Here is a 14639-nt window from a genome sequence, read left to right on the forward strand (position 1 = left end):
CGTGCATTCCCGAGGGGACCGCCCGTTCACGGGTCCGGGGAAGTGCGCCGAAAAGTGTGTCGGAGACCACCATGACGACAGAGGGGGCTTCGGGGGCCGGGGCCTCAGCGCCGTGCGTAGGAATCCGTGGAGAGGATCTCACCGCTCGCCGTCTTGCCCTGGTCGACGCAGGAAGCATCCACCACATAGGCCGAGACCTGCTTGGCGTCGGAGGGATGGGGCAGCACGACGAGGTACGCGGGCTTGCCCTGATAGGTGCCCTGCTCGGCGGCGAGCGGCGCGTTCTTGCGGCCGATGCCCTTCTCGATGCAGGAGGGGATCTTCACGGCGGGCAGTTCCTGGCGCTGGGGCGCGTCGGACGGAGCGTCCGGGCTCGACTTCACGTCGAAGGAGGGAGTCGACTGCTTGGGCGAGGGGGAGGCCTTACCGCCGTCCAGGAGCTTTCCGACCCGCGACTCCATGGTGGAGTCGGAGAAGGTGGTCCCCTTGTGCTGGTTCTCCGCGGTGGTCTGCGAACCGTCATCGTCCTGGCCGCCGACCACCTGGAACAGCAGACCCCCGAGGCCCAGCGCGGCCACGGTGAAGACGGCTCCAAGACCGACCACCCGGCGGCGACCCGCGCGACGCCCGCCACGGCCGGGTCCGGTGGTGCCCTTGGCACGTCCCGCGGGCCGGTCCCCGGAGGAAGCCTTCGATGTTTCACGTGAAACATGGCTGCCCTTGCGGCCCGGGCGCGCGGTGTTCTGGACGTCCAGCTCGGCGTCCTCGTCGTGCGCGCTCGCGCCGGATGCCGAGGCGAGAGCGCCGGTCTCGGCAAGCCCCTCGACCTCCGGGGGGGTGACCGGCTCCGCAGAGGAGCCGGCCGCCTGGCCCTCCGGCGCGGTGGCGGCGAGCAGGGCTTCGGCGGCCAGGGCCGCGTCGATCCGCTCGGCGACGTCCACGGGCATGGGCGTGGAGGGGGGCAGGGTGCCGAGGAGCCCGCGGATCTCCTCCAGAGACGCGTGCACGTCCCGGCAGTCCGCGCAGGACTCCAGGTGCCGGTGAATCTCCTCGCTGCGGGCAGGCGTCAGCAGGCCCTCGGTGAGATCGGAGATCTCGGTGACGTCCGGATGCTCAGCCGCCCCGGTCACGCGCGTCCACCTCCACCCTTCATTGCCGCGGGCCCCCCGGGCCCACTGTCCTGAGAACTGTCTGCGGATGGGACGGAGCTCCCCGCCGCTCGGTTCCGTTCTCGGGAGGAGGTTTTCTTCCCGGCCGAGGGATCCGCGTCACCCCGCAGATGGGAGAGGAGCGGGACCAGCCTCGCCCGTCCGCGGGCGCACCTGCTCTTCACCGTGCCGACCGGCACCCCGAGGGCCTCTGCCGCCTCGGCCACCGGATAGCCCTGCATGTCCACGAGGACGAGGGCGGCGCGCTGGTCGAGCGGCAGGGTGCCGAGCGCCTCGATGAGCTGGCGATGCAGATCATTGCGTTCCGCGGGGGCGGCCGCCGATTCATGGGGTTCGAGCAGCTGCTCCAGCCGCTCGTCGTCGTCGATGGGGGAGGTCTTCCGGGAGGAGGCCTTGCGGACCCGGTCGAGGCAGGCGTTCACGACGATGCGGTGCAGCCAGGTCGTGACCGCGGACTGGCCCCGGAAGGTGTGCGCCGCGCGGTAGGCGGAGACGAGAGCGTCCTGGACGGCGTCGGCGGCCTCTTCGCGGTCTCCCAGTGTGCGCAGGGCCACCGCCCAGAGCCGGTCGCGATGCCGCCGCACCAGCTCTCCGAAGGCCTCTCCGTCGCCCGCGACATGGCGGGACAGGAGCTCCTGGTCGCTGACGCCGTGGTCCACGGCCTCTTCCACCCTCCCCCTCCCCCCTTCGCCGCTGTCCTCAGCCAGTGAACTTCACTTCGGTGATTCCCTGCTTGTACCCCGCCTTGCTGTACTCATCTCCGCCGGAATACGGAGCGGCGGTCAGCCATACGAGTACGTACCGCGCCTTGACGGGCTTGGCGGCCGAGAACTTGAGCGTCGACCCGTCCGTCCTCCCGTCCGCGATCTTCCGCAGGGAGTCCAGCGGAGCCGAGGGCGCGAGCGAATCGGTCGCGTACAGGGAACCGGCGGTGTGCGCGCCGCTGTAGTGCAGTCCGATCGAGGCGCCCGACACTTCCCGCTCGCCGCCGAGATCGTAGACGATCCCGAGGCCCTTCTTGTAGGGGGCGAGGGTCGGTCCGCCGGTGTACGAGTACGTGCGCCAGTACGTGCTGGGGTCCTCGTCGTGGGTCAGACGGACGTCTTCCGGGTGCTGGGGCTTGCCGTCGGGGTAGTACTCGGCGGCGCCCTGGACGGTCAGCGGCAGCGTGGGCCGCTGGGCACCGCTCTTCTTGCCCCCGTCGCTGTCCGAATTACCGGAGTCATCGCCCTGGCGGTCCATGAGGGCGTCCGCGAGCTGCCAGCTGCCGAGCCCGAGGGCGGCGATGAGCAGCGCGGAGACGGCCCACTTCAGCGCGCGCCCGGTGCGGCCCTCCAGCGGACCCGGCGGAGGCGGCAGCGGTCGGCTGGCCCCCGTACGGCTTCCGGGGTGCCCGTAGGAGCCTTGCTGATAGGTGGTGCGCTGGTACTCCGGCGGGGGCGTGAAGGCGGGCTCCGGCGGCCGGATCCGGGGCAGTTCGCCGACGGCCTTCACCAGGTCGTCGGGGGTGGTGCAGGGCTGCTCCTGACGGGAGGCGGTGGCACCGTCGTTGACCAGCGCGCGCATCGACAGCTCGGACAGGCCGCGGTGCACGCCCGCCCGTACCTGGTCCGGCGCGATGAGCCCGACGCCCTTGGGCAGCCCGGAGAGGCCGAAGGCATCGCTCTCGTAGGGCCAGCGCTGGGTGAGCGCGGCGTAGAGCAGGGCGCCGATCGCCTCGGTGTCGGTGCGCTGGGGGGTCTCGGAACTGATGCCGCGCAGGGCGGCGTTCACCGCCAGACCGCGGATGCGCCACTGCCCGGAGGAGGTCCGCAGCACCGAATTGGGCGTGAGCCGCAGGTGCGAGAGGCCCTCGCGGTGCGCCGCCGCCATGGCCCAGGAGATCTGGCTGACCATCTGGTAGGCGTCATGCGATTCGAGCGGGCCGGCGGCCAGCAGGGTCCGCAGATCGGTGGCGTCGGGCAGCCATTCGTGGACCACGTAGACGAGGTCGTTCTCCTCGACCGCGTCCAGCACCTGCACGAACCGCGGATCGCCGAGCAGCGCCGAGGAACGGGCCGCGGCGAGCACCGCACGGGCCCGGGTGTGGTCGGCGGGCAGCAGATGGACGCCCACGGCGCGGCGCAGCTTCTCGTCGACGGCACGCCAACTGCTGAAGCCGTCCAGACGGGTGACGCACTCCTCGAGACGGTAGCGCCTGGCGAGCTTGTGGCCGCTGTGCAGTTCGGGGGGCACCGGCTTCGACGCGGTTTCCTTCTCCTCGTCCTGCGGCTTGCCGTTCTCCGCGGACTTCTCGTCGTGCCGCGTCCTGGCCACCCCGTCGGCCGTGGTTTCCTCCGCCTTCGCGGGCAGCGGTTCGTCACCGCTGTTGTCTGCCACGTCGACGGCAGCTGTGCTCCGTTCCGCCACCGTCGTTCCCTGCCTCCCCATCCGTTGCACTCTGGTCGACACCAAAGCCAATTGTGCCCACACTCTCCCGTCATGCACGACACGCGGAGGCCGGCGATGGTTGTGCGGCTACCCGTGTCTCAACGGCCCAAGCGTCCGCGCACCATGGCGACCATGGCGTTCATCTCCTGGATGCGCATTTTGCGTGCGGCCAGGTAGAACACCGCCAGGAGAGCGACCCCGCCGACGAGGAGGGCGGCGATCGCGCCGAGCACTCCCTTGCCCACGGTCTCCATCACGAAGTAGCCGAGGAAGCCGGAGACCAGCGCCGCGGGCACCGAGGCCAGCGAGAGCCTGGCGTATGTCCGCAGCACCTGCGGGCCGTCCAGATCGCCGCCGAGGAGCTTCTTCAGCCGCTTCCAGGCCACGCCCACCCCGACCGCGTAGGCGAGGCCGTAGGAGGCCGCCATGCCGACGACCGCCCAGCGTGCCGGGAGCACGAGGTAGCAGACGACGGCGGCGGCGGCGTTGACCGCGGCGACGATGACGGTGTTGTAGAAGGGCGTGCGGGTGTCCTCGTAGGCGTAGAAGCCGCGCAGGACGACGTACTGCACGGAGTACGGGATGAGGCCGATGCCGAAGGCCATCAGGATGTAGCCCATCGACTGCGCCGCGCCGAGGCCGCTGGAGGAGTACAGCAGCGTACAGATCGGGATGCCGAGCGCGATGAAGGCGAAGGAGACCGGCACGATCGCGACGGCCGAGGTGCGCAGGCCCTGCGAGATGTCGTCGCGGACCGCGCCCGGATCGTCGTCGCTGGCGGCGCGGGAGATGCGCGGCAGGATCGCGGCCATCACCGAGACGGTGATGATCGCCTGCGGCATCGCCCAGATCAGCTGGGCGTTGGTGTAGCCGAGGAAGCCCACGCCCCCCTGGTTCCCGGCGTTGTCGCCGGCCGCCGTGGTGAGCTGGGTGACCACGAGGAGGCCGGCCTGGTTCGCCAGGACGAAGAGCACCGTCCACTTCGCGAGCTTTATGGTCTTGCCGAGTCCGTGCCCGCGCCAGTCGAAGCGCGGCCGGAACCGGAAGCCCGCCTCGCGCAGATACGGGATCATCGCCAGAGCCTGGACCACCAGGCCGAGGAGCGTGCCGATGCCCAGCAGCCGCACGCCCTCCGCCGGAATCGTCTCCACCCGTACGCCGCTGCTCTCCGCGGTCCCGTACACATAGATGAACAGGCCGAAGGTGAAGATCATCACGATGTTGTTGAGGACCGGGGTCCACATCATCGCGCCGAACTTCCCGCGGGCGTTGAGGATCTGACCCATCACCACGTGCACGCCCATGAAGAAGATCGTGGGCAGGCAGTAGCGGGCGAAGGTGACGGCCACGTTGTTCGCCGCACCGTTCTCGGCGATGGACTGCGACTGGAGCCGGATCAGCAGGGGCGCGCCGAGGACCACGAAGACGGTGATGAGGCCGAGAATCACCATCACCAGCGTCAGCAGCCGGTTCGCGTAGGCCTCGCCGCCGTCCTCGTCCTCCTTCATGGATCGCACCAGCTGCGGGACGAAGACGGAGTTGAGGCCGCCGCCGACGGTGAGGATGTAGATCATCGTCGGCAGGGTGTAGGCGACGGTGAACGCGTCACCGAGGACGGCGGCACCGAGCGCCGCGGTGATCACCATGGTGCGGACGAAGCCGGTGAGCCGGGACACCATCGTGCCCGCGGCCATCAGGGCGCTGGACTTGAGGATGCTCGACGCGCGTCCGCCGCCCGAGGTGCTCGCGGCGGGCGGCGGGGGCGGCGGCTCCGGCGCGGACGGTGGGACCACGCCGGGCTCGGCCGGGGGCCGCACGGGACCGTCGTGCTGCTGGTCGCGGAAGAGATGGGCGAAGGCGTCGTGCTCCGGCTGCTGCTGGGCACTGCCGGCCTGGCTCACCAGGTCGTCGACGCCGACGTACTGCGCCGCGCGGCCGTCGTCCCCGTACGGCAGCGGCTGGCCCTCGGGGGCGGCGGACTGCGCCCAGACGCGGGGGTCCGGGGCGTAGGGCTCCTCGTACTGCGGCTGCTGCTGCGGGTGGATGCCCTGTGCTCCGGGGTGCGGTGTCTGCTCGTAGGCGGGCGGGTACTGTCCCTGGCCGCCGTGCTGCGCGTAGGGGCCCTGGACCTGGTCGTATCCCTCGTAGGAGCCCTGGGCGTACGGCGAGGGCGCGTACGGATCGCCCCCGTAGCCGTCCTGGGCCGCGTACGCGTCCTGGGGCTGCGGGGCGCTGCCGTAGGAGGCCTGCGGGTGGATGCCCTGGCCGTGCGGCGGCTGCCCGCCCTGCTGGACCGGCTGCCCCCCGGCGTGACCTTGGCCGTAAGCCTCCTGGCCGTAGGGATCCTGCGGGTACGCGGACGGGGCCGCCCCGCCGCTCGGAGCGTAGGGCCCTTCCTGGGGGTAGCCGTCCTGGCCGTAAGGGTGCCTGCCGTACGGATCCGGGGCGTAGCCGTCCTCGCGGTAGGGGTCGGCGCCCTGCTGGGGCGGCACCTGGCCGGGCTCATGGGGGCCCGTGGGGTGCGCGGGCGAGCGCGGGTCCTGCCCGCGGTCACCGTCGTACGGCGCGTTCATGGTTACCCCACCTCATCGTCCCCGGCCCACCGGCCACGACATCGCTCAACGGTCCACTCTCTCACCCGGGGTGGACGCGTCCTCGTTTTCCGCTGCGGTGTCCGGCTCCGGGTCACTCGGCTGCCCGGGGGTGTCCGTACCGGGGCCGGGGCCCTGGGCGGCGTCCGAGCCGTCCCCCGGACCCTCCGGCGGTCCGTCCCCGGCGCGACGGGCGGCCCGCTTGCGCTGGGTGTACATCCGGAACCCGGCGAGGACGAGCAGCAGCACACCGCCCGCGATCACCAGCATCACGGTGGGGGTCACCTCGGTGACGTTGACGTTGAAGCGGACCTCGGAGCCGTAGGGCTGCCCGTCCTGGGTGTAGAGCTGGGCGATCACCTCGACGGGTCCGTTGGCCTCGGCGGTGGTGGTGAACTTCACCGACTGCGCGTGCCCCCCGGAGACCCGCACCGGCTGCTCGTCGTACTGGCTGCCGCCGACCTTGAGCCGGGTCGCCTTGGTGGAGGTCAGCCTGAGGACCAGGTGGTCGACGTCCTGCAGGAGGTTGTTCTGCACCGTGACGGGGATCGTCGCGCTGCGCCCGGAGAGCTTCGCCTCGGACTTGTCGATCAGCGAGACGCTCTGCGTGAGGGTGTTCAGGTATCCCGAGACCCCGCCCCGGAAGCGCTCGGCCTCCTGCGGCCGCCCCCGCCAGGAGGTGGACATCTCGCGGTCTATGGCCCGCCCGAAGGGTGCCTGGACGCGGGAAGCGTTGGAGAGGATCGCCTGGAAGCCGTCGAGCCGGCCCTGGGTGTTCCTGATCGACTCGAAGGCCGACAGCGGCAGCTCCTGGCGGCGCAGCGAGGCCGGGTAGGCCCGACCGGAGGGCACCGCGGTGACCGCCCCGGGATCGGGTGAGGACTTCGCCGCCGCCGTGAGGTCCTGGGACTCGGTCCAGCGGCCGTCCTGGAGCAGCCGGATCGCCTGGGCCATGGACTGCGCCTGCCCGGCCGTGGGCGTACGCTGCGGCGCCACCACGACGCTGCGCTGCTTCTCCGGCGCCTGGAGCGTGATCATCAGGCTCTGGGCGAGGAACTGCTGCACGGCCAGCGTCGAGTTGTTCGCCCGGGTCATGTCGCCGCGGAAACCGGTCGACAGGCGCGCGTCGGCCACCACGGCCGTGGTGCCGCCGCCGATGGGCCGCGGCGCGCTCGGGGTGTAGGGCAGTCCGCTGGTGTCCTGGAGGCTGTCGGCCCGGGCGATCACGTTCCGGGCGCCCGCCGAGGTGGCGACGTCGACGACGGCGGGATCGATGGCGCCCTCGACCGGCCAGGCGAAATCGGTGCTGGCCTTCACATGGAGGACGGTCTCCACGGTGTCCGCGGCGACCTCGGTGGCGTCCTTGAGGTGGCTCAGCGAACCGGAGATCCGCTTGCCGGTGTGGGCCAGCGAGGCCAGATCGGGGTCGGCGAACGGCAGCGCGACGACGTTCTTGCCCTTGACCGCCTTCTCCAGCTCGTTCAGCCACTGCTTGGCCGGTCCCTGCTGCTCACCGGGCGTCGTCTCGCCGTTCTCGCCGCGCACCAGGTAGTTCTCGGTCATCGCGTCGACCGAGGCGAGGAGGTCCGGGTCGATCACCCAGGTCACGTCCAGCCGGCTGCCGAGCGAGACCATCTGCTGCAGGCGCCCGCCGGGTGCGATCTCCTTGGCCAGCTCGTCGTCCTCGAAGACCGGGGTCTGCCGCTCGCTGGAGTCGGTCTCCGCGGTCAGATGGGTGGCGGAGATCAGCGGCCACATGAAGGTGGTCTTCGTCCTGGAGGCCGCCTTGTCGGGCTGCCAGGGCAGGAAGGTGTGCCGGATCCCGAGGACCTGCGGGTAGGGCTGCGCCGCCGTCTGCCCGGTGAGGGCCACCCCCAGCTGGTAGACGCCGTCCTGGCCGAGGTCCAGGTCGTCTGCCGGTACGGAGATGCGGAAGCTCTGCCGGTTGCCGGGTGCCAGCGAGGAGATCTTCTCGGTGAACTTGTCGTCCACCGGGGTGCCCTCCAGGCCCGGCACATAGCCCTTGCGCTGGGCCACATTGTCGATGGCGGAGCGTCCGCCGAGGGCGGTGCCCAGCCGCAGCCCCACGCTGCCCTCGGTGACCGTACGGCTGCTGCGGTTGGTGACGCTGCCGGTCACCGTGATCGTGTCGCCCTTCTGCGGGGCGGAAGGGGTGAGGGCGTCCACGGAGACGTCCACGCTGCGGGAACCGGTGCCGGGGGCGCGGGCCGCCGTGGCGGTCTCGGACGCGGCGGCCGGGACGTCCGCCCGGGCCTGCCCCGCGGCCGGTGCCTGGAGCAGCCCCGCCAGCACCGGAACGGCGGCCAGCAGGGCCCCGGAGCGCCGAAGCCACCGACGGGCAGCTGAGGGAGGTGTCCCCTGGAAGTCTGCCGCCTCGGCCACGCGCTCGCCCGTCCCTCGTCGTGTCGTCAGTGGTCGTCGGAATGTGCGTCCACGCATGGTAACGAGGCGCGCTGTGCCCCCGTGCCCGGGATCATGGTCCCAGGTTCACCGCGGTGCCTCTCCCCTCCGTCCGGCAGGGGCACCTGCCCCGCTATGAGGGGTACGTCGTGCCGGGGCCGCCCGCTGACCGGGCCGTCTCCTGCTGCGTACGGCGCCCTGCCTTTCCGTGGCACATCCGACATGTCCCGCCAGTCACACCCCAGCCTGCCGGTGGGCCGACCTCCCGGGCGGCGGACCCGGCCCACCAGACCCCGTCCGCCCTGTCGCTGCCACCGCTCCCGCTCCGCCTCCGCGGCCCTTGACCGGGGCGACCGGGGACTGCGCCGCCCCGTACCCTTTCCTGTTGTGCCGAACGCCTACGAAGACAATCCCAGTGTCCTGAATCAGGTGCAGCGCCGCGCGGTCAGCGAACTGCTGCGGGTCTCCCCTGTCGCAGACGATCTTGCCCGCAGGTTCAGGGAGTCCGGGTTCACGCTCGCGCTGGTCGGCGGGTCGGTCCGGGACGCGCTGCTCGGGCGGCTCGGCAACGACCTCGACTTCACGACCGACGCCCGCCCCGAGGACGTACTGAAGATCCTGCGCCCGTGGGCGGATGCCGTCTGGGAGGTCGGGATCGCCTTCGGCACCGTAGGCGCGCAGAAGGCGGGAGAGGTCGGTGGCACGGAGCAGGTCTTCGACATCGAGATCACCACCTACCGCTCCGAGTCCTACGACCGCACCTCCCGCAAGCCCGAGGTCTCCTACGGCGACTCCATCGAGGAGGACCTGCTACGCCGCGACTTCACCGTCAACGCCATGGCGGTCGCGCTGCCCGAGAAGGAGTTCATCGACCCGCACGGCGGTCTCGAGGACCTGGCGGAGCGGGTGCTGAAGACGCCGGGTGCCCCGGAGGACTCCTTCTCGGATGATCCGCTGCGGATGATGCGGGCGGCCCGGTTCGCCGCGCAGCTCGACTTCGACGTCGCCCCCGAGGTGGTGGCGGCGATGTCGGCGATGGCCGACCGGATCGACATCGTCTCGGCGGAACGCGTACGGGACGAGCTCAACAAGCTGATCCTCGCCGCGCACCCCCGCAAGGGCCTCGGCCTGTTCGTCGAGACGGGCCTCGCCCGGCGCGTCCTGCCCGAACTGCCCGCGCTCAGCCTGGAGCGGGACGAGCACCACCGCCACAAGGACGTCTACGAGCACAGCCTGATCGTGCTGGAGCAGGCGATCGACCTGGAGACCGACGGCCCCGATCTGACCCTGCGCCTGGCCGCGCTCCTGCACGACATCGGCAAGCCCCGCACCCGTCGCTTCGAGAAGGACGGACGGGTCTCCTTCCACCACCACGAGGTGGTCGGCGCCAAGATGACGAAGAAGCGCCTGACCGCGCTGAAGTATTCCAACGAGCTGGTGAAGGACATCTCCCGGCTCGTCGAACTCCATCTCCGCTTCCACGGCTACGGCGAGGGCGAGTGGACCGACTCCGCCGTCCGCCGCTACGTACGGGATGCCGGCCCCCTGCTCGACCGCCTGCACAAGCTGACCCGCTCCGACTGCACCACCCGCAATAAGCGCAAGGCCAACGCCCTCTCCCGCGCCTATGACGGCCTGGAGGAGCGCATCGCCCGCCTCCAGGAACAGGAGGAGCTGGACTCCCTCCGCCCGGACCTGGACGGCAACCAGATCATGGAGACCCTGGGCGTCGGCCCTGGCCCCGTCATCGGCAAGGCGTACAAGTTCCTGCTGGAACTCCGCCTGGAGAACGGCCCGATGGCGGAGGAGGAAGCCGCGAAGGCACTGAAGGAGTGGTGGGCGGCGGAGCAGCCGGAGGGCTGAGCGCTCCGGAGCCCGGATGCAGACGCGAGTGGCGCCCATGTTTCACGTGAAACATGGGCGCCACTGCTGTGCGGAGAGGCGTTGTTTCACGTGAAACAACGCCCGGCTCCGACAGGGACTACTTCTTGAGGTCCGAGAGGCAGAGCAGGAAGTCGTCGCCGCTGCCGCCGCGCTCGGTGTAGTAGTTGTCGAAGTCCTTGGTCTCCTTGGAGCAGGCCTGGCTGGCGGTCATGGCCGTGGTGTAGCTGCCCTTGACCTTCGCCGTCACCTTGTACTGGGCCTCCTTGCCGCCGCAGTCCACGACCTCCAGGTCGGGGTTGGTGTCGCTCATGCTGCCGCGGTGCATGCAGTCGCCGACCGCCGCGGTGTTGGCGTCGTCCTGACCCGAGACGATACCGGCGATGATCGCTCCACCGGCGATCAGTACCGCGGCACCGATGGCGATGAACTTGATCTTCTTCTTCCGGTTGTCGGCCGGCGGCGGCACCGGCGCCCCCGGGAACCCGCCCTGCTGCGGGTACGGGGCCTGGCCCCCCTGCGGGTACGGAGCCTGGGCTCCACCGGCGGGGCCCTGCTGCCCGTACGGGTTGCCCCCCTGCGGCTGGCCCTGGGGCGGGGTCTGGGCGAACGGGTTCTGGCCCTGGGGCGGAGTAGTCACTGGGGGTCCCCCTCATGCGATGGCGCAATGGCGCGGATAAGACTCGCGTAAAGCTATCGGTCTCCTGTGCGAAGGCTGTAACCGAGAGCCGGTCTGTGGCACTGATGTGACAGTTACCTGGGCTCAAAGCGGGCCATAGTGGCGGCAATGACCGCGTAGAGCAGGGCCACGGTGACGACGAGGACGGTCGAGCGGCCGTCCGGCGGCAGCATCAGGGCGGCGACTCCGGCCGCGGCGACGAAGGCGACATTGAAGAGGACGTCGTAAACGGAGAAGATTCGGCCGCGGTAGCCGTCGTCGACGGCGGACTGCACCACGGTGTCGGTGGCGATCTTCGCGCCCTGGGTGACGAGGCCGAGGACGAAGGCGGCGACGAGCACGGGGACCGGCGCGAAGGTCAGCCCGAGGGCGGGTTCCAGCACGGCCGCGGCCCCCGCGCAGACGATGATCCAGCCCGTGCGTCCCAGCCGGGCCACCAGGCTCGGGGTGAGGAGCGCCGCCGTGAAGAAGCCCGCGGCGGAGACCGCGACAGCGAGGCCCAGCATCGCCAGGCCGCGGTCGTCCCCGCCATTCCCACCGGGGGTGTCCGGCCAGGCGTACCGGCACAGCATGAGCACCATGACCGTCAGCGCGCCGTAGCAGAACCGCATGGCCGTCATGGCGGCCAGCGCGCGGGCGGCGGTGGGCCGGGCCCGCAGATGCCGGACCCCGGCGAGGAGCCCGCGGGCCGTACCGGCCAGGGCGGCGCGCAGCCCGGTCGCGGCCAGCAGCTCGGGTTCGGGGCCGAGCAACTGCCGTGACATGCGCAGCGAGGCGAGCGCGGCGAGGACGTAGAGGACGGCGCCGAGGAGGACGAGCACCGCATCGGAGTCGGAGACCGTCAGCCGCACCAGGAAGGCCAGGGCGCCGCCGACGGTGGCGGCGAGCGTGCCCGCGGTGGGCGAGAGGGAGTTGGCGAGGACGAGGCGTTCGCGGTCCACGACCCGGGGCAGCACCGCGGAGAGCCCCGCCAGCACGAAGCGGTTGACGGCGGTGACGGCCAGCGCGGAGGCGTAGAAGAGCCAGTCCGGCGAGGCGTGCAGCATCAGCGCGGCCGTGGCGCAGGCGAGGACCCCGCGCAGGGCGTTGCCGTAGAGGAAGACCTGCCGCCGGGGCCAGCGGTCGAGGAGGACTCCGGCGAAGGGGCCGACGAAGGAGTAGGGCAGCAGGAGCACCGCCATCGCGGAGGCGATCGCGCCCGGTGAGGTCTGCTCCTCGGGGGAGAAGACGACGTAGGTGGCGAGGGCGACCTGGAACGCGCCGTCGGCGCCCTGCGAGAGCAGCCGGACGGTCAGCAGCCGCCGGAAGTTCCGCAGGCGGAGCAGGGTGCGCAGATCACCCACGACGGAACCCACAGCGGCCATGGTGCTCACCCTCACACAGCTCATCGGCCCGGGGCCCGGTACACGAGCGAGGTCCCCGGGCAGCCCGCCCGGGGACCTCGTCGGATCAGATGAAACGGAGGCTCAGCGCTTCCGTCTGCGCCTGGTTCAGCGCTCGACCTCGCCCTTGATGAACTTCTCGACGTTCTCGTAGGCCTCGTCGTCGAAGTACTGCACCGGCGGGGACTTCATGAAGTACGAGGAGGCGGAGAGGATCGGGCCGCCGATGCCGCGGTCCTTGGCGATCTTCGCGGCGCGCAGGGCGTCGATGATCACACCCGCGGAGTTCGGGGAGTCCCAGACCTCCAGCTTGTACTCCAGGTTCAGCGGGACGTCACCGAAGGCGCGGCCCTCGAGGCGGACGTACGCCCACTTGCGGTCGTCGAGCCAGGCCACGTAGTCCGAGGGGCCGATGTGGACGTTCTTGTCGCCGAGTTCGCGGTCGCGGATCTGCGAGGTGACGGCCTGCGTCTTGGAGATCTTCTTGGACTCCAGGCGCTCGCGCTCCAGCATGTTCTTGAAGTCCATGTTGCCGCCGACGTTCAGCTGCATGGTGCGCTCGAGGCGGACACCGCGGTCCTCGAAGAGCTTCGCCATGACGCGGTGCGTGATGGTGGCGCCGACCTGCGACTTGATGTCGTCACCGACGATCGGGACACCGGCCTCGGTGAACTTGTCCGCCCACTCCTTGGTGCCGGCGATGAAGACCGGGAGAGCGTTGACGAAGGCGACCTTGGCGTCGATGGCGGCCTGCGCGTAGAACTTCGCCGCGTCCTCGGAACCCACGGGCAGGTAGCAGACCAGGACGTCGACCTGCTTGTCCTTGAGGACCTGGACGACGTTGACGGGCTCCTCGGCGGACTCCTCGATGGTCTGCTGGTAGTACTTGCCCAGACCGTCGAGGGTGTGGCCGCGCTGCACGGTCACACCGGTGTTCGGCACATCGCAGATCTTGATGGTGTTGTTCTCGCTGGCGCCGATGGCGTCCGCCAGGTCGAGGCCGACCTTCTTGGCGTCCACGTCGAAGGCGGCGACGAACTCGACGTCCCCCACGTGGTAGTCGCCGAACTGGACGTGCATGAGGCCCGGGACCTTGCTGTCCGGGTCGGCGTCCTTGTAGTACTCGACGCCCTGCACCAGCGAGGCAGCGCAGTTGCCCACGCCGACGATGGCTACACGAACCGATCCCATTCCGGTTGCTCCCTGTGTTCTAGGTGTTCCTGAGTGAGGTGCCGCGGTGCGGGGACCTCAGGTGGCGGTGTCCTCGGACGGGTCCGGCCGGGAGCTCTCGCCCCGGTGTGCGGTCCGGCCGCCGCTGGTCTCTGTGGCGTCCTGACGCTCCGGGGCCGGTGGCCCCGGGCGCCGCTGGTCGCGTCCCACCCGCTCGCTCTCGATCAGCTCGTTGAGCCAGCGGACCTCGCGTTCCACGGACTCCATGCCGTGGCGCTGGAGTTCGAGGGTGTAGTCGTCCAGGCGTTCGCGCGTGCGGGCCAGCGAGGCCCGCATCTTCTCCAGCCGTTCCTCGAGACGGCTGCGCCGCCCCTCCAGGACGCGCATCCGCACATCCCGCGAGGTCTGCCCGAAGAAGGCGAACCGGGCGGCGAAGGTCTCGTCCTCGTACGCGTCCGGCCCGGTCTGCGCGAGCAACTCCTCGAAGTGCTCCTTGCCGTCCGCCGTGAGCCGGTAGACGATCTTGGCGCGCCGCCCGGCGAGCGGGGCGCTCAGAGCGTCCTCGGACGTGTTCCCCGGCTCTTCTGTCAACCACCCGTTGGCCACGAGGGTCTTGAGACAGGGGTACAGCGAGCCGTAGCTGAAGGCGCGGAAGACTCCGAGCGAGGTGTTGAGCCGCTTGCGCAGCTCATAGCCGTGCATGGGGGACTCGCGCAGCAGGCCGAGTACGGCGAACTCGAGAATGCCGGACCGTCTGCTCATCGAGACCTCCCCTCTGGCTTGTTCAGCTGTGTTCCGCATGGCGCGGTCGCCCGAACCGCTCCGCTTGTATCGCTCGGATAGCTCGGGCTGATGTATCGACTCGATACATCTCGACGATAGAACGGACCGAGGCATGCGACAAGGGGGACCTTCG

General features: G+C 70.6%; 10 protein-coding genes. 1 reads left to right on the forward strand and 9 read right to left on the reverse strand.

Translation table 11 applies throughout. The annotated features are described in order from the left end of the window. Positions 1 to 104 precede the first annotated feature (104 nt). From MID12_RS15860 to MID12_RS15880, 5 genes are all read right to left on the reverse strand, one after another. Positions 105 to 1130 (reverse strand): anti-sigma factor family protein, encoded by a 1026-nt coding sequence (locus MID12_RS15860; protein ID WP_263167969.1) that lies wholly within the window; start codon positions 1128 to 1130, stop codon positions 105 to 107. Further along, positions 1127 to 1840, reverse strand: coding sequence for an RNA polymerase sigma factor SigM (gene sigM, locus MID12_RS15865; protein WP_040251270.1), 714 nt, complete (start codon positions 1838 to 1840; stop codon positions 1127 to 1129). Before sigM ends, MID12_RS15860 begins: the two co-directional genes overlap by 4 nt. Positions 1841 to 1868: 28 nt before the next feature. Then, positions 1869 to 3578, reverse strand: coding sequence for a protein kinase family protein (locus tag MID12_RS15870; protein WP_040251272.1), 1710 nt, complete (start codon positions 3576 to 3578; stop codon positions 1869 to 1871). Between the two features lie 119 nt (positions 3579 to 3697). Beyond that, complete coding sequence (murJ, locus tag MID12_RS15875) at positions 3698 to 6172, reverse strand: murein biosynthesis integral membrane protein MurJ (protein ID WP_263167970.1); 2475 nt, start codon at positions 6170 to 6172, stop codon at positions 3698 to 3700. A 45-nt stretch (positions 6173 to 6217) separates the two neighbouring features. Beyond that, positions 6218 to 8593, reverse strand: coding sequence for a DUF6049 family protein (locus tag MID12_RS15880; protein ID WP_040251276.1), 2376 nt, complete (start codon positions 8591 to 8593; stop codon positions 6218 to 6220). Positions 8594 to 8998: 405 nt separating this feature from the next. Between MID12_RS15880 and MID12_RS15885 the strand changes: the two genes are divergently transcribed. Continuing rightward, positions 8999 to 10474: a CCA tRNA nucleotidyltransferase gene (locus MID12_RS15885; RefSeq protein WP_263167971.1), complete on the forward strand. Its 1476-nt coding sequence runs from the start codon at positions 8999 to 9001 to the stop codon at positions 10472 to 10474. A gap of 118 nt (positions 10475 to 10592) precedes the next feature. Here MID12_RS15885 and MID12_RS15890 read toward each other — a convergent pair whose 3' ends face one another. From MID12_RS15890 to MID12_RS15905, 4 genes are all read right to left on the reverse strand, one after another. Next, entirely contained in the window at positions 10593 to 11132 is a 540-nt protein-coding gene (locus MID12_RS15890; protein WP_263167972.1) for a hypothetical protein, read from the reverse strand. Between the two features lie 113 nt (positions 11133 to 11245). Continuing rightward, positions 11246 to 12535 (reverse strand): MFS transporter, encoded by a 1290-nt coding sequence (locus MID12_RS15895; protein WP_263167973.1) that lies wholly within the window; start codon positions 12533 to 12535, stop codon positions 11246 to 11248. A gap of 126 nt (positions 12536 to 12661) precedes the next feature. Then, a complete protein-coding gene (locus tag MID12_RS15900) occupies positions 12662 to 13744 on the reverse strand; it encodes an inositol-3-phosphate synthase (RefSeq protein WP_040251284.1) in 1083 nt (360 codons plus the stop codon). A 57-nt stretch (positions 13745 to 13801) separates the two neighbouring features. Continuing rightward, on the reverse strand, positions 13802 to 14485 hold the full coding sequence (locus MID12_RS15905; RefSeq protein WP_040251287.1) for a PadR family transcriptional regulator: 684 nt from the start codon (positions 14483 to 14485) through the stop codon (positions 13802 to 13804). Positions 14486 to 14639: the final 154 nt, after the last annotated feature.

The organism is Streptomyces sp. SCSIO ZS0520 (assembly GCF_025643355.1).
GTDB lineage: Bacteria > Actinomycetota > Actinomycetes > Streptomycetales > Streptomycetaceae > Streptomyces > Streptomyces physcomitrii.